Below are 25,464 nucleotides of genomic sequence, written 5' to 3'. Positions count from 1 at the left end.
ATATTAAATAACACCCCCTAGGGGGGGGTAAAATATAAATGGAAGAAAGGAAGTAAACTATGACAGATAAATCCTTTAAAATAGATGGCATGACCTGTTCAGCTTGTGCCAATCGGGTTGAGAGAGTTGTTAAAAAGTTAGAGGGCGTAGAAACAGCCAATGTGAATTTTGCTACAGAAACCTTAACTCTAAAATATGATGATGCTAAGCTACAACCTAAAGAGGTTGAAGCAGCGGTAGTAAAAGCTGGTTATAAAGTACACAAAAATGAAGCTGCTTATACCTTTAAAGTAGAAGGTATGACCTGTTCAGCTTGTGCTAATCGTATAGAAAAAGTGGTGAAGAAGTTAGAGGGTGTGGAAAGTAGTAATGTTAACTTTGCCAGTGAAAAGCTTACGGTTAAAGTAGATGAAGATCTTGTAAAAACAAGCCAAATCAAAGCTGCTGTAGAAAAAGCAGGCTATAAACTTATTACAGAAGAGGAAAAAAGCACGGAGAAGAAGAAATATACAGAAGAACAGCTTTTATTTGGGCGTCTTATTGCATCACTCATATTTACTGCTCCACTTTTAATCATTACCATGGGACATATGGTAGGTATGCCACTTCCTAGTGTGCTTGATCCAATGATGAATCCGCTCAACTTTGCAATGATTCAGTTAATTCTTACCTTGCCAGTTATGTTTATCGGCTTCAAATTCTATAAGGTTGGGCTTAAGAACTTAGTTAAACTTAGTCCTAATATGGACTCTTTAATTGCAGTAGGAACACTAGCTGCTATTATTTATAGCTTATATGGCACTTATAAAATTATCACACATCCAGAGGGCGGTATGGAGCATGCCATGCATCTGTATTATGAATCAGCAGCCACTATCTTAGCGCTCATTACATTAGGTAAATACTTAGAAGCTAGATCAAAAGGTAAAACTTCTGAAGCCATTAAAAAGCTTATGGGCTTAGCACCAAAGACAGCAACAGTTATTAGGAATAATGTAGAGGTAACAGTGCCTCTTGAAGAAGTGGTAGTAGGAGACGTAATCCTTGTTAAGCCAGGTGAAAAGTTGCCGGTAGATGGAGAAGTTATTGAAGGCAGTACTGCTATTGATGAAGCCATGCTTACAGGAGAAAGTATTCCAGTAGAAAAAACGGTAGGAAGTAAAGTTATAGGAGCAAGTATTAATAAAACTGGATTTATTAAGTATCGAGCTACTAAGGTTGGTAAGGATACAGCGCTTGCCCAAATTATAAAATTAGTAGAAGATGCTCAAGGGACTAAAGCACCAATTGCTAAAATGGCTGATGTAATCTCTTCTTACTTTGTACCAACAGTTATTATATTAGCAATTATCGCTGCTGTAGGTTGGTTAATAGCTGGAGAGTCTGCAACCTTTGCCCTTACTATTTTTATTGCGGTACTTGTTATTGCTTGTCCATGTGCCTTAGGTCTTGCTACCCCAACAGCGATTATGGTAGGAACAGGAAAAGGTGCAGAAAATGGTGTACTTATTAAAGGTGGAGAAGCCTTAGAAACAACTTATAAAATAGATACCATTGTCTTTGATAAAACGGGAACATTAACCGAAGGTAAACCAAAGGTAACAGATATCTTAACAGCTACTGCAGGTGAAGATGAATTACTTGTTTTAGCAGCTAGTGCAGAAAAAGGCTCTGAGCATCCATTAGGCGAAGCTATTGTAAGAGCAGCAGAAGAAAGAGGCTTAGCTTTTAAAGAGATACAAAACTTTAATGCCATCCCAGGTCATGGTATTGCTGTAGATATTGATAGTAGGCATGTGCTCTTAGGAAATAAGAAATTAATGGTAGAAGAAAATATTGATATTAGTACATTAACTACTCAGTCAGATAGACTGGCAGAAGAGGGTAAAACCCCGATGTATATTGCAATAGATGATAAATTAGCAGGTATTATAGCAGTAGCAGATACAGTTAAACCAAGTAGTAAAGAAGCTATACAAACACTTCATCAAATGGGTATTAAGGTAGCTATGATTACAGGGGATAACAAGAAGACTGCAGCAGCTATTGCTAAACAAGTAGGGATTGACATTGTACTTGCAGAAGTCTTACCAGAAGATAAAGCCAATGAAGTGCAAAAGCTTCAAAATGAAGGTAAAAAAGTAGCCATGGTAGGAGATGGTATTAATGATGCCCCTGCTTTAGCTAGAGCTGATATAGGTATTGGTATTGGTTCAGGAACAGATGTAGCTATTGAATCAGCTGACATTGTTCTTATGAGAAGCGACCTTAAAGACGTGCCAACAGCTATTAAACTTAGCAAGGCAACCATTAGAAATATCAAGCAAAATCTATTTTGGGCATTTGGTTACAATGTATTAGGTATACCAGTAGCTATGGGATTTCTTCATATCTTTGGAGGGCCATTATTAAATCCTATGATTGCAGCAGCGGCCATGAGCTTAAGTTCTGTTTCAGTACTTCTTAATGCCTTAAGACTTAAAAATTTTAGAGGATAAATTGGTGAATCATTTACTAAAGTCTTTATGATCTTTGGAGTAAAGTAATAATAGTAAGTTAGAATGAAAATAATAATATTTTCATAGTTAGCTTTTAAAAATAAAATGATAAGATAAAATAGTAATAAAAGGAGAGATGAAGATGAAAAAGAAAGTAATGATTGATGGTATGAGTTGTGGTCACTGCGTGGCACATGTAAAAGAAGCTTTAGGAGGTTTTGCTAAAGGAGAAGTAGAGGTAAGTTTAGAAGGTAAGTATGCAGTATTAGATACTGACAAGGCCAATGAAGTACTTACTGAGGCAATTGATGAAGCTGGTTACGATGTAACAGCTATAGAAGAGGTATAATACTCAGTAAGAATTAAGTTAATAAAATACAAGAGCCCTATAATAGCATGCCATTTGCTCGTGCTATTATAGGGCTTTTTTTATGGGGAAATTTAAATAATGGGGTAAAAATGATAAATCACATATTTATCCCACAAATCTCCCATACCTAAGCAGTAATTTTTATTTATGATAAGTCTATAGAATAGCTTATCTAGACATTTGTACAGCAGCAATTTATAAAAATATGACTATTAAAAGTAGGATAGGAGAAGGAATATGAATTTAGAAAAAGAAAATAAAAAAGAAAATCCTATGAACCAGAAAAAAGGTTTGCTAAAAGGAATAGGCATGATGGGGGCCTGTTGTTTGTTGCCTATTATTATCGTAGCCATAGTACCGCTTATAAGTAGTAGCCTTGGAGTAACAGGAACAAAGATAGCTTATACTCTGTCATCTCTTATATGCCCAATTATGATGATTGGAATGATGCTTGTAATGGCAAAAGGAAGTAGTTGTTGTTCAAAGGATAAAGAAAATAAGTCGGAAAAATAATGAGTGGTTGTGGATATGAAGATGCAAAGACAATACACAAAAGAGATTATTAAGATTGATGGAATGACTTGTGTAAGCTGTGAGAGGAGAATAGGCAGTAAATTAAAACAAACAAAAGGGGTCATTAGCGCTAAAGTAAGCTACACTCAGAATCACGCTGAATGTTTGTATGATGAGGAACTTATTTCCTTCGAAGACATAGCACAGGTTATTGAGAAACAAGGTTACAAGGTTATAAGGAAGGAAAATGCGGATGCAAAAATAGACCGCATAACTAAAATAATAGGAGTAATGATTATTATCTTTGCCCTTTATCATGTGCTGAAGTATTTTGGCTTTACAAATTTCTTTTATATTTTTCCAGAAGCCAAAGAAAACATGAGTTATGGCATGCTATTTATAATAGGATTACTGACTTCAGTTCATTGTATTGCCATGTGTGGTGGTATTAATTTATCACAGTGTATACAACCTGTTACTAAGACCGAATCTAAGAAGCATAGGTGGGCAGCACTAAGACCTAGTTTTTTATACAACTTAGGGCGAGTGATTTCTTATACAGTAATGGGTGGGATTGTTGGTGCATTAGGATCGGTTATCAGTTTTTCAGAAGGAGCAAAGGGAAGTATTCAGATTATTGCTGGCCTGTTTATGATGATTATGGGGCTGAATATGTTAAATGTTTTTCCAGGGCTTCGCAAACTAAATATAAGTATGCCAAAAGCTTTTTCTAGAAAATTATATAGCAAATTAGGGAGTAATAGTCCCTTATATGTAGGCTTAATAAATGGCCTAATGCCATGTGGTCCACTACAAGCTATGCAATTATACAGTCTTTCAACAGGAAGTATGTTTAAGGGCGCATTGGCTATGTTTTTATTCAGCTTGGGGACAGTACCTTTAATGTTTGGGATAGGGGCCTTGTCTTCATTACTTAGTAAGAGGTTTACACATAAGCTTATATCTATAGGGGCTGTTTTAGTTGTGATTTTAGGTGGAGGTATGCTCAGTAGCGGACTGAGTTTATCAGGAATAATGGTTCCTGGTAGTGTAAGTGCTAATAATAATAGTGTAGTACGTATAGAGAATGGTGTTCAAATAGTAGAAAGCAAATTAGCTTCAGGTGAATACCCTGTTATTGAAGTACAAGCAGGCATGCCTGTACAATGGGTGATAACAGCTGAAAAAGGCTCTATTAATGGGTGTAACAATAGAATCTTTATTCCAGAGTATGAGAAAGAAGTAAAATTCAAACTCGGAGAGAATGTAATAGAGTTTACCCCTACAGAAGAAGGGGAGTTTGTATATAGTTGTTGGATGGGAATGATTAGAAGTAGCATTAAAGTAATTAAGAAATAAATAATGAATAATAAAGAGTTAAGAATTAATGGAGAATGCAAATTAATAGTGAAGAATAATCAACAAATGGTGAATAGAGAGGAATTAAAGATGGGTAATCATAAGAATAAAAAGAGTAACAACTCTAAAAGTATGGTTTATGTGGTGATAGGAGCAGCGCTCGTAGCAGTAATAGCAGGGAGTTTATTTTTTAAAAAGGAAGGTAATAAAAATGAAGGTAAAGCAAAAGAAAATGTGGTAGTATTAGAAGGGAAAGACTTAGTTATACCTATTAATGAAATCACAAATGAGGCAAGCTATTATCCAGTAGAAGTAGATGGAGTGGGCCTAGAAGTACTAGCTATTAAAGCCACAGATGGAACCATTCGTACAGCCTTTAATACTTGTCAAATTTGTTATAGTTCAGGAAGAGGATACTATGAGCAAGATGGAGATGTCCTAGTTTGTCAAAACTGCAAGAACAGATTTTCTCCAGATGAAGTAGAGGTAACTAGAGGTGGATGTAATCCAGTTCCTATTTTTTCAGAGGATAAAACAGTAGATGATACTAACATTACTATTTCCAATGCATTCTTAAAAGAGGCAACAGGTATTTTCGAGAATTGGAAAGAAGCTTATTAAGAATAGAAGGACAAATTAAAAAACTATCTGCGCAAGTAGATGGTTTTTTATGCATAAGGGGATTTATGATAATGAAGCAAAAAATGAAGCTTAATCAGCAACTTGCAATAACATTGATGGTACTGATATTAGGAAGTATAATGGCCTTTGGTGTTATACTCCCTATAAGTATTAAATATTTTATAGACCACAAGAACTTTAATACACTTATCAGTGAGCAAAATGAGTATATTAAACTAGGAAAATACTATAATACTTCACAAGGTAAGAAAAATGGGGTATATCATCTTCAATTTGATAGCAATAATAATCTTGTTATAGATCAAACAGATGATGATCTCATTCATCACCAGTTAATGTATCCTGAGTTTTTTTCGGAGATAAAAGAGCAATGTAGAGAACAAAAAAAACAAGTGGAAATGCGTAAATTTATTGATGGTCAGGAAACTCTTTATTATCTTATTAATAATAAAGATTCAGGTGAAAAAGTTATTTCATACAGCATAGATACTGGTAATCAATATTTATCTCATCAATTATTTATGACGACATTAATTATCATTATAGTTGCTTTAACCATCATTTTAGTAAGCTTCTTTAAATGGAATAATAGATTTATTAATAATTTAAAGCAGATTCAACACGAGCTAGACCTTATAGGGGATGGTCAGCTAGAAGAAAGTATTCGTATTAATGAAAGCACTTTGGAGTTTCAAGAAGTTATGGATTCCTTAGAACATATGAGGAGAAAACTTTATAATAATGAGCAGACTAAGAAGAGGATGATTCATAATATATCTCATGATTTAAAAACACCTATCGCAGTCATTAAGAATTATTCAGAGGGTATCATAGATGGTGTTTATCCTTATGGTGATGTAGAGCAAACTGCTCATGTTATCTATAGCCAAGCAGAAAGACTAGAAAAGAGAGTACAAGGCTTATTGTATTTAAATAGATTAGAGTATATCAGAAGCCAAAATGAAAGCTATAGAGAATTTGCAATCGATGAGCTGCTTGAAGAAGTAATAAGCTATATGTTTGACCAAGATCAGCTCATCAATGTGCGATTGGATATAGTCCCTCAGAGGTTTATAGGTGATAAAGAAAAATGGCGTATTGTATTAGAAAATTTATTTGATAATGCTAAGAGATATGCAAAAAATGAGATTAGTATTAAGTTAACAGACCAGAAGTTATCAATCTTTAATGATGGAGATAATATAGAAGAAGATCTAGCAGAAAGTCTATTTGAGCCCTTTGAAATAGGGAAAGATGGAATGTCAGGTTTAGGACTTGCCATTGTAAAAAGAACAGTCAATATGTATGGGTATGATATTAGATATGAAAACGCCGAAACAAAGGGAGTAACTTTTATCATTTATAAGGATGGGAAAGCTAATGAGTAGTATTGTTGCATTAATTGAAGATGAAAAAAACTTAAGAGATATTATAAAAAGTTATCTGGAAAAAGAAAGCTACAAGGTACTAGCTTATGAGAGTGTGGAAGCAGTAGGGGATTTAAATGAAGAGGTTCATTTATGGATTTTAGATATCATGCTACCAGGTAAAAGTGGCTTTGAAATGATGGAGAGAATAAGGAAGGAAGACGCAAAGGTACCTATTATATTAATTTCAGCAAGAGACCAAGATTTTGATAAGATTATGGGATTAGAGAAAGGTGCTGATGATTACATTGCCAAGCCGTTTTCACCAAAAGAATTAGTCCTTAGAGTAAAGAAGCTATTGGATAGATGTTATCAAAAGGAAGAAAGCGTTACTTTAGCTGGCTATACTATCGAATTAAAGACCCGTAAAGTATATGATAAAGGGGAATTGGTTGACTTATCTAATAGAGAATATATGTTGCTTTTGTTTTTGTATAAGAATAAAGAGCATCCACTTACTAGAAATGAGATACTAGATCATGTGTGGGAAAGAGATTACTTTGGTAATGATAGAGTAGTAGATGATTTAATGCGTCGCATGAGAAAGAAAATGCCTAGACTTCAAGTTGAGACTATCTATGGGTATGGTTACCGTTTAGAAGGGAATTAAATAACTATTTAGAGAGGGTTGTAGAGATATAGCCCTTTTAATGTGTATCTATTTAACTTTATATAGTACAATGGAATAGTCAGAAGTTTTAGTAAGACTTAAATAGCTACAAATATATATGCTAGATTTAAAATGACTTTAATCAAAGGGGAGAATATGATGACTAAAAAAGCAAAATTATTTATTCCTTGCTACTACTCGTTTTTAGCTAACGGTATGATGGCCTTAGTAATAGGTGCTGTTATGCCTTATCTCATAGAAGAAGCAGGGATCAATTATAGTGTGGCAGGAGGTTTACTATCTACTTTTGCTATAGGAAACTTTTTGGCGAGCTTTGTGAATCCACCAGTAGTAAAACTATTAGGGAGAAAAATAACAAGTGTGATATTATCAGCACTTATTCCTATTAGTTTATTAATGATTACTTTATTACCACCTGTTCCTGTACTTTATATAGCCTGTATCTTATTAGGAATTGGAAGGGGAACTGTAAGTATTACCAACAACATGGTTGTAAATGATTATGATGGTACACCAGCAGCACTTAATTTATTACATACTGTATTTGCCATTGGGGCTTTCTTAGCACCATTCTTAACTGGAGTATTTATTAATAATGGTTTTAACTGGCGCTTTATTATTTATACGATTATTGTTTTAAGTGCCATTTCAAGTATAGGCTATGGCTGGATGCCACTTGATGAAGATAAAAAAGATAAAGCAGAGAAGAAAGAAAAAGTGAAGAATCTAACTGCCAAAACAGAAGCTCATGATTCAAAAGCTTTCTTAAAAAACATAGATTTCTATATTATCGGTTTCCTTTTATTCTTTTATCTAGGAGCAGAGAACTGTGTTAATGGCTGGTTTGTAACCTATTTTAAAAGCACAGGTATTATGAGTGATACGTATGCTACTAATCTGGTGTCTATTACATGGCTAGTCATTATGTTAGGCCGTTTAGTCACAGCTTATCTTTCAAGTAAAGTAAATAAGCAGAAGTTAATCTTAATTAACTGTATAGGCACAACTATTTTCTTCTTATTACTGATTTCTACCACTAACCTTGCCCTTATTACTCTAGCAGTAGCAGGCATGGGATTCTTCTTTGCTGGTATTTATCCAACTTGTATATCTAATGGTGGTATGTATATCAAAGGCTCTACTACAGGAATGTCAGTACTGTTAGCAATTGCAGCCTTAGGCGGTATTATAGCACCACAGGTCATAGGTATTGTTGCAGACCAAATAGGTATGGTAGGAGCTGTTACCATTTTGACTATTAACGTAGTGTGTATGGTGATTCTGGCGATTATTAATTATATGAGAAATAAGAAGTAGTAAGTCTAGTTTAACCAAGCATTAGTGAACAAAAAGAGATATTTAAGTGACTTGGTATAGAATATAAGGGTATATTAAAGCTCTTGATAGAGGCATTAAATGATGTCTGTATCAAGAGCTTATTTTATGCTGTGGGTATCTTTGACAGGTGTTTGTTGTGTATATAATAATATGATAATTATTAATTAAATATTTTGAAAATAAATAATTTACAAAAATAATTAATGTGTGATAATCTGTTAGAGATGATAAATGTATAAGCTTTAGTCATGATAAAGTATTAAAATGTGGAATAGGCTAAAAGCAAAACAACCCAACTTTAATGAAAAGAGGTGGTTTGATGAATAATAGTATTTTAAAAGCAGAGAAATTAAGCAAGGTATATAGGGATATTCCAGTTGTAGATCAAATTGATTTAGAGATATCGGCAGGAAGGCTTTATGGGCTAATAGGAAAAAATGGTGCAGGTAAGACTACCTTTATTCGTATGGTTGCAGGTCTTACTAGGCCCACATCAGGTAAATTAGCATTGTATGGAGAGGAAGACCCTGATAAGTGGTATCTACAACGTAAGAAGATGAGCTTTATAGTTGAAACACCTTATATACAGCCACAATTCAGTGCTTATGATAATCTTAAACTACAATGTTTACAAAAAGGCATAAAGGATGAAAAAAGAATATACGATGTTTTGGAGATAGTTGACTTAAAGGATACCAAAAAGAAAAAAGCAGGAGAATTTTCTTTGGGGATGAAGCAAAGGTTAGGCATTGCTATTTCCATGCTGTCAACGCCAGAATTTCTACTATTAGATGAACCACTCAATGGATTAGATCCTGAAGGCATGTTAGATATGAGAAAGCTATTACTGCAGTTAAAGGAAACCTTCAATACAACCATTTTAATATCAAGTCATTTATTAAGTGAGCTACATCAAATCGCTACAGATTATATTATTATGGATAAGGGAAAGATTGTGGAGCAGATTGATTGTGAGGTATTAGATGCAAGATGTAGTGACTACCTACTTGTTGGTGTAAGTGATAAAGTAGAGGCATTAAAGACATTAAAGCAAGTATTGCATATTGAACATTGTGAGGTAGAAGATAAAGATTATATACGCGTTTATGATAAGAACATCGATGTTGAGGAAATAGCTGCTACTCTAGTCTCCAAACAATTGAGATTACATCACTTAGCATATAATAAGAATAGTCTTGAACAATATTTTATAAGTAAGATAGGAGGAAAACTAGATGCGTGATATTATGGCAGCATCCTTTTATCGTTTTAAGAAAAGTAGGGATTTATTTTATGCAATACTAGTTGCAATTCTTATAGGTACATCCTTGGGATTTAGTACATATGTGCAGAATGAAGAAATTAGGTTATCTGTTATAGGAAGTATTGATACTTGGATGTTTATGAGTTTTTTGATTATCATGATTTTTATCACAGCCTATTTAGCGGGGGATTTTAGAAATAAAACGATTTACTATGAGATAATGAGTGGGCATAGTAGTAGCGAAATAGTTATCGGTAGGATGATCCCAATAGTTATTTTTTCAATCATTATACTATCTGTAGAATTAATAGGTACTTATAGTTTCGGTATAATATGGGGGGGATGGGGAACTGTAATAGGCTCGTTTAGAGAGGGAGTAATACGTTGGTTTTTATTAATGTGTAATGCCTTACCTTTTATAGTTTTATGTATGTTTAGTATCTATTTAACAAAAACAGTAGTAGGAGGTTTAGTGCTTGATTGGCTTATGTGGATTATTATACAGATTCCTTTGTTTCTAGTAACAGTTGTCCAGTGGAATATCAGTAACTTCTCATTAGTGATTAATATGCGAAGGATTATGGAAACACCTTTAGATTATTTGTTTTGCTTGAGCATCATAGGAATAAGTATGATTAAGGTTTTATTTATTGTTGTTATAAGCATTTGGGTATTAAAAAGAAGTGATTTGAAATGAGAGATTTATTCTAAATGAGAGAATTGTGACTTATTAGATTTGATTTCTTAGGAAAGAAGTTTATGAGCCTTGCCTTTCTTTATCATTTATGATATGGTTAATAAAACTAATAAATAAAAAAGAACCGTCTATAAGAAGGGCTTTTGGTATTGCACCGTATGGTGTTGTATGAAAAGTCCTTCTTTTTTACAATAGGAGATGGGAATAGCAATGCGGGCTCTTAGTAGTCGTACAAAAGAATTGAATAATAAAAGAACCGTCTATAAGAGGGGCTTTTAAATATTTTTACTGTAAGGTAATGGTATGAAAAAAGTACCTTCTATTTTTATATACAGAAATAGCCACATCTGAAAATGTTAGCACTAACTATAAGTAAAAGAGAATTGTGATGAGGCATATCTGTATTTAATTAATGAGAATGTAAGTTTTTACATTAATATATAATTAGGAGGAATAAAAAATGGATATTATTACAGTAGAGAAGAGAAGTGTGTTAAAAAAGGCCAAGCAACTGAGGCGAAATGGTATTATACCTAGTGTTATTTATGGTGGTTCCTTGCCGGAATCACTTTTGGTTCAAATTGATAAGAATGCTGCTAAAAAATTACTCCGGTGTAAGCGTGAAGGTAGCAAGATGGAAATTGAGCTTGACAGTAAGCTCATTCCAGTACAAATTAAAGATATCGATAGCAATATTGTAAACAATGAAATCCTTCATATTAGTTTTCAGGCATTAGAAGCTGATAAAAGGGTCAATAGCAAGGCTCAGATTATCTTAGAAAATGCAGATAAGGTAGTGGGTGTTTTGGAACAGCTGCTATTTGAAGTGCCTTATTCGGCTTTACCTTCCGATATGATTGATACAGTAGTTGTTGATTTGGAAGGATTAGCGGTAGGAAAGGTCCTAACACTAGAAGATATTCCTGTCTTTAAAAACGAAAACATCGATTTACAAGTAAGTGCAGATAGCATGATCTTGAAAATTACTGATAGAAAATCCTCATAACCACAGGTTGCCGTAATGAGCTTACTTTGTAGGATTACTCTAATAAGTCAGCTGTCATTTTTTCAGTTAGTTTTTTATAAACGCATAATTTATTATTACGGTCACAGGTTGCTAAAAAGACTTCAGAAATATCAGAGATATCGCGTATACGAAGCTGTTTGGTAAGCCATTTTTCATTATTACCTATATGCTTTAAGTTCTGTAACATTATTTTGCCATCAATAATAACGTTAGCTACTAAGTAATTTTGAGAGGGAGAAATGTTTAAGTCTTCTCCTGTAATGGGACGCTTATTGGAGACTGGAAGAAAGCTGATTTTGCCGTTAGGTTCCAGGAGAGCTGTTTGAATATCAGTAAGGTCGAAGTAGCCATTCACACGGCATTGTACAAGGAATTCACCTAAATCCATTTTGGCTTTTGCAAAAGTTTTATAATAGAGTTGTCCATTATCATATAAAATACTAGGTTTACCTGTTGCAAGGCGACGAATTTTAATTGATTTATTAGTGAGAAGGGATAATAAGATATTAAATAAAGCAAAAACAATCATAGCAGTAAAGGGCTTTAGAAGATCTGTAAACTCACAGGTAGCCATCTCAGCTGCAATCGAACCAATAGTAATACTATTGATATAGTCAAACATACTTAGTTGTGACATTTCACGATTTCCCATTAACTTGCTTAAAGTAAATAAAGCTACAGCTGAACCTAACGCAGTTATAATAGCTTGAATAACTTCCATTATATACACTCCTATTTCATAAAACGATTTAGAAATAGTATGCCTAAATTAAAAAAGGATATAACTACAAAATATATTAATTTTTAGCCCTTGGCTATAGCTTTGACTTTATAAAGAAGTCATGATAGAGTGGAGGCAAAAATACTATAGAAAGTACTATAAGACAAGAAATTAAGGACAGCTTTGAAAAAAAGAAGTATTAAAATCTCAATAATGAAGATTTTAATACTTCTTTTGTATGTTTAGTGAAGTTGCTAGCTATTTAGATGCCTGACTTTCCTCATAAAAAGTACTACTTAGTAGTACGATATCAATTCGTCTATTTTTAGCGCGTCCTTCAGGCGTATCATTGGAAGCAATAGGTCTATATTCACCGTAAGAAATAGCTGAGAGTTTAGAAGCTGGGAGCTTACCTTCATCAATAAAAAGATGAACGACGTTAATAGCTCTTATGGATGCCAGTTCCCAGTTAGAACTAAACTGAGAGGTATGAATAGGAAGATTATCCGTATGTCCTTCAACCACTACATCATTAGTGAAGGTTTTAAGTATATCACAAATTTCTAGTAGATTCTTCTTATAAGCAGATTGTATATCTGCTTTACCACTATCAAATAAAATATTATCATCAAAGCTAAGGGTGAGGCCCTGAGGTTCAACATGAAGACTGACTTGTTCGGTTAAATCATGAGTTTCTAAGTAGTCCTTTAGCTTAGTTTGAATTTCCTGAGAAGCACTTATGGTTTGGTGAAAAGGAATGGAGGAGTCTATACCAGCAGCATTTGCATTTGACATGCCCGCACCCCCTTGTAAAATACCAAGTGAGTTGTTAAGAGAACCAGCAAGTTCCTCGTACTTTTTACTATCTACATTACTCATGCTATACATAACAACGAAGAAAATCATAAGCAGTGTAATAAGGTCAGAATAGGTGAGAAGCCAACGCTCACTATTTTCTTTTTTAGGTTTTTTCTTAGCCATTAGTCATCACCTAGCTTTAACTCTTTTAATACCTTTTCACGTTCTTCTTGTGTTAGGAAAGCAGACATATCATCTATAACAAGTTTTGGATGCTTTCCTTGTTGCAGGGCAACAAGTGCATTAATAACCATTTGATTACTTAGAGACTCTTTTTCACTAATATTTTTCAAACGTGTAGCAATAGGGAGCCATAGTAAGTTAGCTGTACCAACACCATATAAAGTAGCAATGAAGGCAACAGCAATTTTAGGCCCTAAGGTACTTGGATCACTTAGGTTTCCTAAAACGTGAACGAGTCCCATAACTGTTCCGATGATACCCATAGTTGGAGAGTAACCGCCAGCAGACTCAAATATAGCAAAGCCAGCTTCATGTCTAGCATCTATATTTTCAGCATCTGTTACTAGAGATTTATATATATGATTAGTATCTACACCATCTACAATTAAGCGAAGTCCTTTGGTAATAAGAGGGTGCTTAATACCGTTTCTGCCAGCTGCATCTTCAAGGGCAAGTATACCTTCGGCTCTAGCAATAGTAGTGAGTTCATAAAATTGTTTGGTGATTTTATAATTATCAATAGGCTTATAATTAAATAAAACACCGATGATTCTAGGAAGTCTTTTAATCTCTTCCATAGGGAAAGATAAACCTACTGCGCCGATGGTGCCGCCGAAAACAATGATTGCAGCTGTTCCAATAAACAAGGCTAAAAGATGTCCACCCTCTAAAATAAAACCAAGAAATAACGCGCCAAAACTAAAGACTAAAAATACAATAATAGAGAAATCCATAGGCATACTCCTTTATTTACAATAAATTACAATGATTAATTATGTATCTAATTATATTTCTTCTAAAAAAAATATCAATAAAATAAGAATACTCTGGGAAATGTTTAACGTAATCTTTATGTAAAAAAATCCCAAGGACTTTAGTGTGTAAAGTTCTTGGGATTTTAGATGGGTGAGATTTATTTAATATAGGTATTGCTTACTAGAATATCTTGAATCGTATCAGTTGGGATTTCAAATTCTTGAATACCCATAGAGCCAGGTCCTACAATATATTTATCAAAGGAGATAACAAGTTTACCTTGATCTGTAATATAGAATGGTTGGTCAGCTAAAATGCGATCAAAGCCATCAATAGCATCAGGTTCACCGGCAATCCAGTACATTAAGTTTGAATCAGCAGCTTTTTTGGTTCTCATTTGCTCTTTAATGTTTTCACTGATGATTTCTATATAACTATCATCTTTAAATAAACTTGGAAGTGTAATAATTATCTCGTTTTGCTTATCAATAGTATCATAGGTCATAGTTGTAGAAGAAGAACCAACAGTATTCACGACGTAGCGAGCGATAGATAGAATTTGATCATTATTAGTTTTAATTTCAAAACCAGAATCTATGCCTAAGTGACCACCTTCTTCAAAAGATTTCATGTCAGCAACATCTTTTTCAAATTGTTCATAGAGTTTTTTGTTTTCTTCTAGGTATTTTTGATTTAAAGTAGCTTCTAGTTTTTCATTAGTTAAGCCTTCTAATACAGGTGTATTTATAGTAGCTTCATAGGTATCTTCATGATAATCAAATTGTCTAAAACTAACAACTTTAACTAAGGTATTAAGAACTGGAATATCGCTTAAAGACTTAGCAAAGGTAGGACTTAAGTTAGCAGCTCCTACAAAACCAACAATGATTGCAGCTGCAGTGGCAGCGCTATTTCTAATCCATTTTTTCATAATAATCATCCTTTCTGTTTTTTTACCTTTTTCAATAGCGGCATTCACTAGGCTATCTAGTTCTTTAGGAATTTCAATAGTATTCATGTGTTCTAAAAGTTGATTGGTTAGTTGTTCATTATGTGTTTCGTCTGCTTTATACTTGTTCATGGGCTTCACCTCGATAATCATTTTCTAATAAAGGTTTTAATTTTTTTAATGCACGATATAAGGTGGACTTAACAGTGCTAAGATTTTGATCCATAATATGGGCTATTTCTTTAAGTTCTAGGCTATTGTAATACCTTAAAAGAACAATGGTTTTTTCATTATAGGATAAGTGGTCTAGAGCTTCTTCTAGTTCAAAAGGTTTGTAATGGTCGTAGGTGGGTTCACCATAACTTTCTAAAGCTTCATCCCGGGTGTCTATGTAACGGTTTTTCTTTTGTAAATATGTTTTACAGGTATTAATGATAATCTTACAGAACCAAGTATTAAGGTAGTTCACATCCTTTAAGGTATGCTGATATCGAAGAGCTTTGACAATGGCATCTTGAACGATATCAAGAGCATCTTCCTTATTTTTCACATAGCTATAGGCTATGCGATAGTATTTTTCTTTATTTTCAATGATATAGTTAATGATTTTATTTTCCATATGCTTACCTTCTATGATCATAGTAGTTTCTAATGGGTTGTTACATCTATTAGACTATTTTAAGTAAACAGAAGTTTCAAGTGAGTAAAATATTCTTTTATTGAAGTTAAGTAAATTGAAATTCGTAATATATAAGTGAAGGCTGCTGAGAACCTTCACTTATATATTACGAATTTCAATTTGGAGAGTAATTCTAAAGTTAAAATCTGAATATTGACTATCGTGAAAAAATAATATACTATGTTAGTAACAAAAAGATAATAACAGAATACAACTAACAGTAGATTTATGAGATGACAATGGAAAAGAATACCCATAAGTATAAATGGATAAGCGTACTTATAGATAGCACGGGTTGAGAGAAGGAGAAGGATAGCATGGAAGAGATTAATCATAAGAAAATCAGTGAAGCTGAATATTTGTCCACATATTCTAGTAGTGAATTTGAAAGGCCGTCAGTAGCTACAGATATGGTGATTTTTACTGTGGCAGAATCGGAGAAAGAGAATTATCGTAAGTTGCCAGAGAAGGAGCTCCAGCTTCTATTAATCAAAAGAGGAAAGCATCCTTTTTTAGGTCAGTGGGCACTGCCAGGTGGATTTGTAAGGCCTACAGAAACAACGGAGCAAGCTGCTCAAAGAGAGCTTTGTGAAGAAACTGGGGTGCAAGAAGTATACCTAGAGCAGTTGTATACCTTTAGTGAGCTAGGGAGAGATCCAAGAACTTGGGTAATGAGCTGTGCTTATATGGCACTAGTTGACCAAAGTCTTGTTAAACTAAAAGCAGGAGATGATGCTGATGAGGCAAAATGGTTTAAGCTTATTTATAAGAAAATAGAAGAAACAGAAGAAACAAAAGAGGGGGGGCTTATTAAATATGAAAGGTATCAGCTTAGTCTAGAAGCTAGAGAAGAACAAAATCAAAGGGTAGATAGGAAGGAAAAGAAAGAAAAAGTTCAGTTACAAGCAGAGATAGAAAAGAAAATAGTAATAAATGATAATGGGAGAACGAGTGAATTATTCATTACAAAGAATTCTGGTATAGCCTTTGACCATGCCAAGATCATTGCTTATGCTGTAGAACGCCTAAGGGGAAAAATAGAATACACAGATATAGCCTTGCATCTGATGCCAAGACAATTTACTTTAACAGCGCTTCAACAAGTCTATGAAGTGATTCTAGATAAACCTTTATTAAAGGCTGCTTTTAGAAGAAAGATAGCGGATTTAGTAAAAGAAACGGAGAACTATACAGATAAAGTAGGACATAGGCCATCTAGATTATATGAAAAAAATTGGATGGATTAGATAGTTACATTGTATGAGTAGAGTAAGGTTTATTAATAGATTAGGAAAACCAAAATAAGGAGAATAATAAAAGAAATGGGGAGAGAAAAATGAAACAAATAGGAAAATGGAATGCTTATGAATTACTTTGGTTAGGCCTATTTTGCGCTGTGGCTATAGGAATTACGATTGCTACAAAGGATAGTTTCTTTGGCTTTACTGTGTTTTTAACGGGGGTGTTGTGTGTCGTATTAACGGCTAAAGGAAATATTACAAGCTATATTTTTGGTATGTATAATACCTTTGGTTATGCGTGGCTTGCTTATCAAAATGGTTTATTTGGAGAAGTAGCATTAAATCTGCTATTCTTTGTACCTATGAATATAGTGGGATTTATTATGTGGAAAAAGCACTTAGATGAAGGCGTTGTAGAAATGAAACGTATGAATTTAAAGGGGGTTTTTATAACAGGAGTTATATGTGTGATAGGCATTATTGCATTAGGTTATGGTCTGTCGCTCATACAAGGTCAAAACTCACCTTTTATAGATGCGACGACAAATCTCCTATCTATTGTAGCAACTATATTAATGGTAAAGAGATACCGTGAGCAATGGATGGTTTATATCGCTCTTAATATTTTTACTATCATTATGTGGGGCATTAGAACAGTAGCAGGAAGTCCGGATGGTATTATTATGGTTGTTATGTGGAGTGCTTATTTAATCAATTCATTTTATGGTCTATATACTTGGAGTAAGGGGGCAAGTAAACAAAGTGAGGAGGTGGCGGCATGAGCAAGGTAGGACTTACACTCGGGAAGTATGCACCTTTTCATAAAGGTCATCAATATGTTATCGAAACAGCCCTTGAGGAAAATGATGAAGTTATTGTAGTGATTTATGATACGGACGTGATACCAATACCTCTTTATGTAAGAGCTAATTGGATAAGAACCTTGTATCCTCAGGTAACAGTCATAGAAGCTTGGGATGGACCGGTAGGGTATTCTCATGAAAGAGAGTATGAGATGAGAGAAGAGCAATATATTTTAGGATTACTGAATGGTAAGAAAGTAGATGCCTTTTATTGCAGCGAATACTATGGAGAACATATGGCTAAGGCCTTAGGCGCCATAGATAGAAGAATAGATGAAGCGAGAGAAGTAGTACCTATATCTGCAACTATGATTCGCTCCAATCCTTATCAGTATAAAGAATTCCTAAGCGATGTTGTTTATAGAGACCTTATTATTAAAGTTGTTTTCGTAGGTGCCATGTCTACTGGTAAATCTACTATAACAGAAGCTTTAGCGAAAAAGTATCATACGACTTTTGCTAGTGAGTATGGTAGGGATTATTGGAGTGAACATCAAGTAGATCGCAGGATAAGCTTTGAGGCCTTTGATGAAATTGCCGTAGGACATATTGAAAGGGAAGAAAAGGCATTTTTAGAAGCTGATAAATATTGTTTTGTTGATACTAATGCTATTACCACTTATATGTTTGCGCTAGATTATCATGGTAAAGCACCAGATTTACTTACCAGATTAGCATTAGAGAATAGTAGTCGGTATGATTTATTCTTCTTATGCGAAGATGACATTCCTTATGATGATACTTGGGATAGAAGTGGTGATCAAAAGAGACATGTATTTCATAAGCAGATTATTGCTGACTTAAAACAAAGAAGAATTCCTTATATTACTTTAGAAGGAAGCCTAGAAGAAAGAATTAAAAAGGTAGAGAGGGTATTAGAAAGCTTTGAGCCTTATAATAACTTCTTTGGAAAGGAGCTTTAATATGGTTTTTGACTTAGAAAGCTTGCAAAAGGAGTATCAATCAGGAAAGACTTATAAATATATATTCTTTTGGGGACATACACCCAATAAAGTAGATACTATAGATACCAGTTGTTTTAGTCAATGGTGGCCTTGCAAATTTCAAGTAGATGAAATTTGGTATAGCTGCGCGGAACAATATATGATGGTTGAAAAAGCTAGGTTATTTGAAGATGAGGAAGTAGCAGAAAAGATTCTAAAGGTAGTTCATCCCAAACAAATGAAAGAATTAGGTCGTCTTGTCAAAGATTTTAAACAAGAAGTATGGGAAGAACATTGCTATGAAATTGTTAAACGAGGAAATATGGAAAAGTTCTCTCAAAATCCAGAATTACTAAATTATCTTTTATACACTAAAGGAAGCATTTTAGTAGAAGCTAGTCCAGTGGATAAGATTTGGGGAATTGGTATGGATAAAAGAAATGAAGCTGTAGAAAATCCTATGAAATGGGAAGGTAAAAACTTATTAGGTTTTGCCCTTACAGAAGTAAGAGAGGCAATCCTTAAGAGAGAAGGGTGAGACTTTGCAATTTTAGATACCTTTAAGGATAAAAAATGTTTAAGAGCATTTCAAATTATTTGGAGCTAAAAATACAAAGAGACTATCGCACGAAAGGTGAGAGTCTCTTTATGATTATATCTCTTTTATTATTTTGGATTACCGGCGACTACTACATTAGATTGAATTGTCGCCAATTTTTATGCATAGCTAGTTAATAACTTATGCAGTGGGAGCAATGGTCACGATTGAAATAGAGCCAAGTACTCCAACAGAAGAAGTCATAGGGCTACTAAACTTAAAAGATAAAGTTGCAGCACAGGTGCTAGCAGCAATAGTTATGAACGTTCCTGATGCAGTACCATTACCATTGCTAGCGGTATTAGTAACAGCAGTTGCAGCATAAGCGCCTTGGAATAACGAATTAATATAGGGGACAATCTGAAAAGAACTATTTACACCAGGAGTACCTAGTACTATATAACTAATTTGATAGGTATAGCCTGCTTTTAATTGTATTGTTGTGGCATTTAAAAGTTTAGTTGTTCTACCAACATCAAAGGCTTGGAATAAAGATATATCATTTAAAGAAGTGACAAAGTCATTAAAGGTATATTGAGCATAATTATTAATGAGTATTCCTGCAGGCCCAGTAGGACCGGTAGGACCTTGAATGCCTTGGTTACCTAGAGGTCCGGTAGGCCCAGTAGGTCCAGTAGGACCAGTGGGTCCAGTAATACCTTGTATACCAGTAAGACCTTGAGGTCCAGTAGGGCCAATAGGGCCTTGAACACCTTGGATACCTTGGACACCTTGGGGACCAGTAGAACCAATAGGGCCTTGAATGCCTTGGCGACCAGTAGGACCTTGAGGACCACGGGGACCAGTAGGCCCAGTAGGTCCAGTAAAACCTTGAGGACCGCGGGAACCAGTAGGCCCAGTAGGACCTTGAAAACCACGAGGCCCAGTAGGCCCAGTAGGTCCAGTAGGTCCAGTAGGACCTTGAGGACCACGAGGTCCAGTGGGACCAGTACATTCAAAGCACAGAGGACTAGGACAATGTTCATCGCAGCATGAATTAGAAGAGCAACTCTCACAGCAATTACAATGACAATGAGAGGAACATTCGGTATGATGTTCATGATGGGTCTGTTTCATAGTTTAACTCCTTATATAATATGGTGTTATTTTAATAATATGAATTTGACGGGCCGAATGTCACATTAATGCATAGCAATAATTTACTAAAAAGGAACCGGTTAGTATACAAAGAGCAGTAAAGAAAAATTGGTTAAAATTCATAAAAATAAGTCTGGACGATAATTTATAATGTAAAAAAACACAATAGATACTTGACATATATATCAAATTCGTATATTATGTAAATATAATCAATTAAATAAAATAGTTGGATTGTTACTGGTAATGCAGGCTATACCATTTTGTGAATGAATAGGTTTTATTTATTGTTCTATTCACGGAGGTGGTATAGCCTTTTTTGGATAAAATAGGGAGGTACCACGGATTATGAAAGTTGTTAAAGTCATTAATAATAACCTCATCAAATCCTTTGATGATAAGAATAATGAAGTATTGGTTATGGGATGTGGACTAGGATTTAAAAAGGTCCCAGGAGACGAGATTAATGAAAGCTTAATTGAAAAGATTTATACAGTAAATGATAAAACTAACTCTTCTCAGCTTATTCAACTTCTCGAAAAGATACCTCTTGAACAAATCCAAACTACTAACGAAATTATTAGCTTTGCTAAGGCTTCGTTAGGTAAAAAGTTAAACCAAAACATTTATATTACCTTAGTAGATCACATTAATTTTGCACTAGAACGTCAGAAAAATGGCGTGGTCATTAGAAATGCACTACTTTGGGAGATAAAAAAGCTTTATAATCACGAGTTTTTAGTAGGAAAAGAAGCACTTAATATTATTTCACGTAGACTAGGTGTGAGTTTACCAGAGGATGAAGCTGGTTTTATTGCCCTTCATTTTGTAAATGCTCTTATGGATGATTTATCTATGGAAAAAACCACAGATATGACAAAGATGATTCAAAGAATACTAAGCATCATCAAATACCATTTCAAACTGGAACTTGATGAATACTCTATTCATTATGAACGCTTTATCACACACCTTAAATTTTTCGCTCAGCGTATTTTCACTGGGGTAAAAATAGAGGATCAGGACTCGCAGTTTATCGAAGTTTTAAAGTTTAAATATAAGAAAGAGTATGAATGTACTTTAAAGGTAAGAGATTATATTAAGCAAGAATTTAATTGTGACCTTACTGAAGATGAAATGATTTATTTAACCATTCACATTAATCGTATTACTACAACTATATAAACAGATTATTATATAAAATAGGATTGTTACTTTAAGTAGGCTATACCTAAATAAAAATGAATTAGTTTTCGGCTAATTGATTCTTATTTAGGTATTTTTTTATTCCATTTTTAAAGAATAAGGGAGGATGACACGATGAATTACAAAAGTTTAGCAGAAGAAATTCTTCGCCTAGTTGGTGGGGAAAGCAATATCGCATCACTTGTACATTGTGCAACAAGATTACGTTTTACCTTAAAAGACGAAAAGAAAGCCAATACAGCAAAACTTAAACAAACTAAAGGTGTTATGGGTGTTGTAAGTAGCGGTGGTCAATATCAAGTTATTATTGGTAGTGATGTATCACATGTTTTCAAAGAGATTATGGGCATGACAAAATTAGAAAATAGTAATGCTGGAGAAGAAAAAGATAATCGTAAGATAGCGGATAAAGTAATTGATACGATTTCGGGTATTTTCACACCAGTCTTACCAGCTATTACAGCAGCAGGTATGCTTAAAGCAGTATTAGCCATTCTTATTACCACCAAACTGATTACTAATGATTCACAAACCTATCAAGTATTAAACTTTATGGCAGATGCAGGTTTTTACTTCTTGCCAATCTTACTTGCGAATTCAGCAGCTAAAAAGTTCAAAGTTAATCCATATATGGCCATGATGATTGGTGGAATGCTACTTCATCCAACATTTACAGGCATGATTACTGCTGCTAAAGAAGCAGGTACAGGTATCGCAGTATTCGGTATGAATATTCCATTAGCCAGCTATGGGTCAAGCGTAATTCCTATTATCTTATCAGTATGGTTAATGTCTTATGTAGAACCATTTGCTGATAAAGTATCACCAAAAGCAGTTAAGTTCTTTTTAAAACCATTAATTACAGCAATGGTAGTAGGTATTGCGACATTAGTTGTTGTTGGACCACTTGGTTACATTATTAGCGATAAAGTTGCAGTTGGTATTGGTGCAATTGAAGCACGTGCAAGCTGGTTAGTACCAACAATCATAGGGGCGTTATCACCACTTTTAGTTATGACAGGAACACATTATGGTATTATTCCAATTGGAATCAACAACATTATGACACTCGGTTATGATACATTTGTAGGACCAGGAATGATGGTTTCTAATGTGGCTCAAGGTGGAGCTGCATTAGCTATTTCTTTAAAAACAAAAGACTCAGAGTTCAAACAATTAGCAAGTACTGCAGGTATTACAGGTTTATGTGGGATTACAGAGCCAGCATTATACGGTGTAAACTTAAAAACTAAGATAGGTCTTTATGCATCTATCATTGGTGGAGGTATTGGTGGTCTATTCTTCGGTATATTTGGAGTTGCTAGATATGCAACAGGTTCTCCAGGACTATTAACATTACCAGTTTATATCGGTGGAGATTCAATGTCTAACTTCTACTATGCATGTATAGGTGTAGTAATCAGTATTGTGGTAGCATTTATTATTGCATTTGCACTTTATAAAGATTCAGTAGATGAAACAGTAGAAGAGAAAAAAGAAGAAGTAAAAAAAGCACTAGTTAAAGAGGGAATGGTAACTGTTTGTGCACCTCTTACTGGAGAAGCAGTAGCATTAAGAGAAGTAAATGACTTGACTTTTGCAGAAGAAATTATGGGACCAGGGATGGCTATTATCCCAACAGAAGGTAAAGTGGTTTCACCAGTAAATGGAACAGTAGCAATGATTTTTGAAACAAAACATGCTATTGCCTTAGTAGATGATAATGGAACAGAATTATTAATCCATGTAGGTCTTGATACAGTTAAATTAGGTGGTAAGTACTTTACAGCTCATGTTAAAGCAGGAGATAAAGTAAAAGTAGGCTCACCACTTGTAGATTTTGATTTAAATGGTATTAAAGGCGAAGGCTATGATATCATTACACCAGTGATCGTAACTAACAGTGCTGAATATAGCAGTGTCTTACCAATTACTGATAGAGCTGTAAAAATGGGTGAAGAAGTTATTAAAGTAGTAAAATAATAAAGTATATAAACAAGGGGGATGTACTAATGGGAGACTATTTGGTAGCATCCCCTTTTGGGAAAGAGGGACAGAAGATGAGTGGACTTAGAAAAGACTTTTTATGGGGCGGCGCAACAGCTGCTAATCAATGTGAAGGTGGTTATCTATCAGGAGGCAAAGGCCTTGGAACAGTAGATGTCATTCCTCATGGAGAATATAGAAAAGCTATTATGAAAGGTGAAATGCACTATAAAGATTTACCAGAGGATGCATACTACCCTTCTCATGAAGCTATTGATATGTATGGCAACTATAAAGAAGATATTGCTTTATTTGCAGAAATGGGCTTTAAATGCTATCGTTTTTCTTTTGCGTGGTCACGTATCTTTCCAACTGGTAAAGAATTAGAGCCAAATGAAGAGGGACTTAAATTCTATGAAGATTTCATTGATGAATTATTAAAATACAATATTGAGCCAGTTGTTACAATTTGTCACTTTGATTTACCACTTACACTTGTAGAAGAGTATGGTTCATGGAGAAGTCGTCAAGTAATCGATGCTTATGTAAGATATTGTGAAGCGATTTTCAAAAGATTTAATGGTAAAGTTAAATACTGGATGACATTTAACGAAATCAATATGCTCATGCACTTACCATTTATGGGTGCAGGGATTATGTTCGAAGAAGGAGACAACAAACTTCAAGTACAATACCAAGCAGCTCATAATGAACTAGTAGCATCAGCTTTAGCAACTAAGCTTGCTCACGACATTAATCCAGAAAACAAAGTAGGTTGTATGCTTGCAGCAGGAGATTACTATCCATATAGCTGTAAACCAGAAGATGTATTTGCAGCATTAGGTAAAGATAGAGAAAATTACTTCTTTATTGATGTTCAATCAAGAGGAGAATATCCAAACTATGCTAAGAAATTCTTAGAACATAACAATATTCAAATTGAGATGGGTCAAGAAGATGAAAAGATCTTAAGAGAAAACACAGTAGATTTCATTGCATTTAGTTATTACTCATCAAGAGTGGTAAGTGCAGATCCAACAGTAGGTGAGCCAAAGTTAGGGAATGCCTTTGCTGGTATCAAAAACCCACACTTACCTGAAAGTGAATGGGGATGGCAAATTGACCCACTTGGTCTTAGAATTACAATGAATACTTTATATGATCGTTATCAAAAACCACTTTTCATCGTAGAAAATGGTTTAGGTGCAGTAGATACTTTAAAAGAAGATGGCACAGTAGATGATGATTACAGAATTGCTTATTTAGAAGCACACATTAAGGCAATGATTGAAGCAGTAGAAGAAGATGGTGTAGACTTATTAGGTTATACACCTTGGGGATGTATCGATCTTGTAAGTGCCTCAACAGGTGAGATGAAAAAACGCTATGGTTTTATTTACGTAGATAAAGATAATGCCGGTAATGGTACATTAAAAAGATATAAAAAGAAATCATTTGATTGGTATAAAGAAATTATTGAGAATAATGGACTATAATTCATAAGAAAGATATAGTAACTAAGAATGGTGTTATCCATATTATTGATAAAGTGATGATGCCTCCTAATAATGAGTAAGTAGTATAAAAGGTCAAAAGGCCATACATTATGTATAAGC

General features: G+C 34.2%; 25 protein-coding genes. 19 read left to right on the top strand and 6 right to left on the bottom strand.

From position 1 onward, the window contains the following. The first annotated feature begins 59 nt into the window (after positions 1-59). From EKH84_RS01025 to EKH84_RS00975, 11 genes are all read left to right on the top strand, one after another. Positions 60-2,498, top strand: a complete 2,439-nt coding sequence (locus EKH84_RS01025; protein ID WP_127064763.1) for a heavy metal translocating P-type ATPase — start codon at positions 60-62, stop codon at positions 2,496-2,498. Between the two features lie 142 nt (positions 2,499-2,640). Next, positions 2,641-2,847, top strand: coding sequence for a heavy-metal-associated domain-containing protein (locus EKH84_RS01020; RefSeq protein ID WP_127064762.1), 207 nt, complete (start codon positions 2,641-2,643; stop codon positions 2,845-2,847). 258 nt (positions 2,848-3,105) lie between these two features. After that, positions 3,106-3,381 carry a hypothetical protein gene (locus EKH84_RS01015; protein WP_127064761.1) on the top strand — a complete coding sequence of 92 codons (276 nt, stop codon included), beginning with the start codon at positions 3,106-3,108 and terminating at the stop codon, positions 3,379-3,381. A 15-nt stretch (positions 3,382-3,396) separates the two neighbouring features. Next, positions 3,397-4,740, top strand: coding sequence for an urease accessory protein UreH domain-containing protein (locus EKH84_RS01010; RefSeq protein WP_243118626.1), 1,344 nt, complete (start codon positions 3,397-3,399; stop codon positions 4,738-4,740). 3 nt (positions 4,741-4,743) lie between these two features. After that, positions 4,744-5,361: a DUF2318 domain-containing protein gene (locus tag EKH84_RS01005; RefSeq protein ID WP_127064760.1), complete on the top strand. Its 618-nt coding sequence runs from the start codon at positions 4,744-4,746 to the stop codon at positions 5,359-5,361. Positions 5,362-5,432: 71 nt separating this feature from the next. After that, complete coding sequence (locus tag EKH84_RS01000) at positions 5,433-6,770, top strand: sensor histidine kinase (RefSeq protein WP_190283445.1); 1,338 nt, start codon at positions 5,433-5,435, stop codon at positions 6,768-6,770. Beyond that, entirely contained in the window at positions 6,763-7,419 is a 657-nt protein-coding gene (locus EKH84_RS00995) for a response regulator transcription factor (RefSeq protein ID WP_127064758.1), read from the top strand. The genes EKH84_RS01000 and EKH84_RS00995 overlap by 8 nt, the downstream gene beginning before the upstream one ends. Before the next feature lie 159 nt (positions 7,420-7,578). Then, entirely contained in the window at positions 7,579-8,757 is a 1,179-nt protein-coding gene (locus EKH84_RS00990) for an MFS transporter (RefSeq protein ID WP_127064757.1), read from the top strand. A 340-nt stretch (positions 8,758-9,097) separates the two neighbouring features. Next, positions 9,098-10,021 (top strand): ATP-binding cassette domain-containing protein, encoded by a 924-nt coding sequence (locus EKH84_RS00985; protein WP_190283444.1) that lies wholly within the window; start codon positions 9,098-9,100, stop codon positions 10,019-10,021. Continuing rightward, complete coding sequence (locus EKH84_RS00980) at positions 10,014-10,739, top strand: hypothetical protein (protein ID WP_127064755.1); 726 nt, start codon at positions 10,014-10,016, stop codon at positions 10,737-10,739. The genes EKH84_RS00985 and EKH84_RS00980 overlap by 8 nt, the downstream gene beginning before the upstream one ends. A gap of 460 nt (positions 10,740-11,199) precedes the next feature. Next, on the top strand, positions 11,200-11,745 hold the full coding sequence (locus EKH84_RS00975; protein ID WP_127064754.1) for a 50S ribosomal protein L25: 546 nt from the start codon (positions 11,200-11,202) through the stop codon (positions 11,743-11,745). Between the two features lie 34 nt (positions 11,746-11,779). Here EKH84_RS00975 and EKH84_RS00970 read toward each other — a convergent pair whose 3' ends face one another. The 5 genes from EKH84_RS00970 to EKH84_RS00950 form a co-directional block, all read right to left on the bottom strand. Beyond that, positions 11,780-12,487 carry a YetF domain-containing protein gene (locus tag EKH84_RS00970; RefSeq protein ID WP_127064753.1) on the bottom strand — a complete coding sequence of 236 codons (708 nt, stop codon included), beginning with the start codon at positions 12,485-12,487 and terminating at the stop codon, positions 11,780-11,782. 258 nt (positions 12,488-12,745) lie between these two features. Beyond that, positions 12,746-13,468, bottom strand: coding sequence for an OmpA/MotB family protein (locus EKH84_RS00965; RefSeq protein WP_127064752.1), 723 nt, complete (start codon positions 13,466-13,468; stop codon positions 12,746-12,748). Next, complete coding sequence (locus EKH84_RS00960; RefSeq protein ID WP_127064751.1) at positions 13,468-14,262, bottom strand: motility protein A; 795 nt, start codon at positions 14,260-14,262, stop codon at positions 13,468-13,470. The genes EKH84_RS00965 and EKH84_RS00960 overlap by 1 nt, the downstream gene beginning before the upstream one ends. Positions 14,263-14,441: 179 nt before the next feature. Then, positions 14,442-15,365 carry an anti-sigma-V factor rsiV gene (locus tag EKH84_RS00955; protein ID WP_127064750.1) on the bottom strand — a complete coding sequence of 308 codons (924 nt, stop codon included), beginning with the start codon at positions 15,363-15,365 and terminating at the stop codon, positions 14,442-14,444. Continuing rightward, entirely contained in the window at positions 15,352-15,852 is a 501-nt protein-coding gene (locus EKH84_RS00950; protein ID WP_127064749.1) for a sigma-70 family RNA polymerase sigma factor, read from the bottom strand. The genes EKH84_RS00955 and EKH84_RS00950 overlap by 14 nt, the downstream gene beginning before the upstream one ends. Before the next feature lie 377 nt (positions 15,853-16,229). Here EKH84_RS00950 and EKH84_RS00945 point away from each other — a divergent pair, with 377 nt between their 5' ends. The 4 genes from EKH84_RS00945 (at position 16,230) to EKH84_RS00930 (ending at position 19,498) form a co-directional block, all read left to right on the top strand. Next, entirely contained in the window at positions 16,230-17,159 is a 930-nt protein-coding gene (locus tag EKH84_RS00945; RefSeq protein ID WP_127064748.1) for an NUDIX hydrolase, read from the top strand. Positions 17,160-17,248: 89 nt separating this feature from the next. Continuing rightward, complete coding sequence (pnuC, locus tag EKH84_RS00940) at positions 17,249-17,935, top strand: nicotinamide riboside transporter PnuC (protein WP_127064747.1); 687 nt, start codon at positions 17,249-17,251, stop codon at positions 17,933-17,935. Beyond that, positions 17,932-18,939, top strand: a complete 1,008-nt coding sequence (locus EKH84_RS00935; RefSeq protein WP_127064746.1) for an AAA family ATPase — start codon at positions 17,932-17,934, stop codon at positions 18,937-18,939. Before pnuC ends, EKH84_RS00935 begins: the two co-directional genes overlap by 4 nt. Before the next feature lies 1 nt (position 18,940). Further along, complete coding sequence (locus EKH84_RS00930) at positions 18,941-19,498, top strand: NADAR family protein (RefSeq protein ID WP_127064745.1); 558 nt, start codon at positions 18,941-18,943, stop codon at positions 19,496-19,498. Positions 19,499-19,699: 201 nt separating this feature from the next. Here the strand turns inward: EKH84_RS00930 and EKH84_RS22690 are convergent, their stop codons facing one another. Next, on the bottom strand, positions 19,700-20,635 hold the full coding sequence (locus EKH84_RS22690; protein ID WP_127064744.1) for a collagen-like protein: 936 nt from the start codon (positions 20,633-20,635) through the stop codon (positions 19,700-19,702). Positions 20,636-21,004: 369 nt separating this feature from the next. Between EKH84_RS22690 and licT the strand changes: the two genes are divergently transcribed. From licT to EKH84_RS22890, 4 genes are all read left to right on the top strand, one after another. Then, positions 21,005-21,841, top strand: coding sequence for a BglG family transcription antiterminator LicT (gene licT / locus EKH84_RS00920; protein ID WP_127064743.1), 837 nt, complete (start codon positions 21,005-21,007; stop codon positions 21,839-21,841). Between the two features lie 135 nt (positions 21,842-21,976). Next, on the top strand, positions 21,977-23,845 hold the full coding sequence (locus EKH84_RS00915; RefSeq protein WP_127064742.1) for a beta-glucoside-specific PTS transporter subunit IIABC: 1,869 nt from the start codon (positions 21,977-21,979) through the stop codon (positions 23,843-23,845). A 77-nt stretch (positions 23,846-23,922) separates the two neighbouring features. Further along, a complete protein-coding gene (locus EKH84_RS00910; protein WP_127067938.1) occupies positions 23,923-25,344 on the top strand; it encodes a 6-phospho-beta-glucosidase in 1,422 nt (473 codons plus the stop codon). Then, complete coding sequence (locus tag EKH84_RS22890; protein ID WP_083801329.1) at positions 25,341-25,424, top strand: fasciclin domain-containing protein; 84 nt, start codon at positions 25,341-25,343, stop codon at positions 25,422-25,424. The genes EKH84_RS00910 and EKH84_RS22890 overlap by 4 nt, the downstream gene beginning before the upstream one ends. Positions 25,425-25,464: the final 40 nt, after the last annotated feature.

The organism is Cellulosilyticum sp. WCF-2 (assembly GCF_003990395.1).
In the GTDB taxonomy this organism is placed as follows: domain Bacteria; phylum Bacillota; class Clostridia; order Lachnospirales; family Cellulosilyticaceae; genus Cellulosilyticum; species Cellulosilyticum lentocellum.
Note: the sequence above shows the minus strand (reverse complement) of the source record. Positions and strands in the feature narration are given on the sequence as shown.

What these genes read in the sequence shown, in the direction of transcription:
- EKH84_RS01025 (WP_127064763.1), top strand. Translation starts at nt 60, where the DNA reads ATGACAGATAAATCCTTTAAAATAGATGGCATGACCTGTTCAGCTTGT.
- EKH84_RS01020 (WP_127064762.1), top strand. Translation starts at nt 2,641, where the DNA reads ATGAAAAAGAAAGTAATGATTGATGGTATGAGTTGTGGTCACTGCGTG.
- EKH84_RS01015 (WP_127064761.1), top strand. Translation starts at nt 3,106, where the DNA reads ATGAATTTAGAAAAAGAAAATAAAAAAGAAAATCCTATGAACCAGAAA.
- EKH84_RS01010 (WP_243118626.1), top strand. Translation starts at nt 3,397, where the DNA reads ATGAAGATGCAAAGACAATACACAAAAGAGATTATTAAGATTGATGGA.
- EKH84_RS01005 (WP_127064760.1), top strand. Translation starts at nt 4,744, where the DNA reads ATGAATAATAAAGAGTTAAGAATTAATGGAGAATGCAAATTAATAGTG.
- EKH84_RS01000 (WP_190283445.1), top strand. Translation starts at nt 5,433, where the DNA reads ATGAAGCAAAAAATGAAGCTTAATCAGCAACTTGCAATAACATTGATG.
- EKH84_RS00995 (WP_127064758.1), top strand. Translation starts at nt 6,763, where the DNA reads ATGAGTAGTATTGTTGCATTAATTGAAGATGAAAAAAACTTAAGAGAT.
- EKH84_RS00990 (WP_127064757.1), top strand. Translation starts at nt 7,579, where the DNA reads ATGACTAAAAAAGCAAAATTATTTATTCCTTGCTACTACTCGTTTTTA.
- EKH84_RS00985 (WP_190283444.1), top strand. Translation starts at nt 9,098, where the DNA reads ATGAATAATAGTATTTTAAAAGCAGAGAAATTAAGCAAGGTATATAGG.
- EKH84_RS00980 (WP_127064755.1), top strand. Translation starts at nt 10,014, where the DNA reads ATGCGTGATATTATGGCAGCATCCTTTTATCGTTTTAAGAAAAGTAGG.
- EKH84_RS00975 (WP_127064754.1), top strand. Translation starts at nt 11,200, where the DNA reads ATGGATATTATTACAGTAGAGAAGAGAAGTGTGTTAAAAAAGGCCAAG.
- EKH84_RS00970 (WP_127064753.1), bottom strand. Translation starts at nt 12,487, where the DNA reads ATGGAAGTTATTCAAGCTATTATAACTGCGTTAGGTTCAGCTGTAGCT.
- EKH84_RS00965 (WP_127064752.1), bottom strand. Translation starts at nt 13,468, where the DNA reads ATGGCTAAGAAAAAACCTAAAAAAGAAAATAGTGAGCGTTGGCTTCTC.
- EKH84_RS00960 (WP_127064751.1), bottom strand. Translation starts at nt 14,262, where the DNA reads ATGGATTTCTCTATTATTGTATTTTTAGTCTTTAGTTTTGGCGCGTTA.
- EKH84_RS00955 (WP_127064750.1), bottom strand. Translation starts at nt 15,365, where the DNA reads ATGAACAAGTATAAAGCAGACGAAACACATAATGAACAACTAACCAAT.
- EKH84_RS00950 (WP_127064749.1), bottom strand. Translation starts at nt 15,852, where the DNA reads ATGGAAAATAAAATCATTAACTATATCATTGAAAATAAAGAAAAATAC.
- EKH84_RS00945 (WP_127064748.1), top strand. Translation starts at nt 16,230, where the DNA reads ATGGAAGAGATTAATCATAAGAAAATCAGTGAAGCTGAATATTTGTCC.
- pnuC (WP_127064747.1), top strand. Translation starts at nt 17,249, where the DNA reads ATGAAACAAATAGGAAAATGGAATGCTTATGAATTACTTTGGTTAGGC.
- EKH84_RS00935 (WP_127064746.1), top strand. Translation starts at nt 17,932, where the DNA reads ATGAGCAAGGTAGGACTTACACTCGGGAAGTATGCACCTTTTCATAAA.
- EKH84_RS00930 (WP_127064745.1), top strand. Translation starts at nt 18,941, where the DNA reads ATGGTTTTTGACTTAGAAAGCTTGCAAAAGGAGTATCAATCAGGAAAG.
- EKH84_RS22690 (WP_127064744.1), bottom strand. Translation starts at nt 20,635, where the DNA reads ATGAAACAGACCCATCATGAACATCATACCGAATGTTCCTCTCATTGT.
- licT (WP_127064743.1), top strand. Translation starts at nt 21,005, where the DNA reads ATGAAAGTTGTTAAAGTCATTAATAATAACCTCATCAAATCCTTTGAT.
- EKH84_RS00915 (WP_127064742.1), top strand. Translation starts at nt 21,977, where the DNA reads ATGAATTACAAAAGTTTAGCAGAAGAAATTCTTCGCCTAGTTGGTGGG.
- EKH84_RS00910 (WP_127067938.1), top strand. Translation starts at nt 23,923, where the DNA reads ATGAGTGGACTTAGAAAAGACTTTTTATGGGGCGGCGCAACAGCTGCT.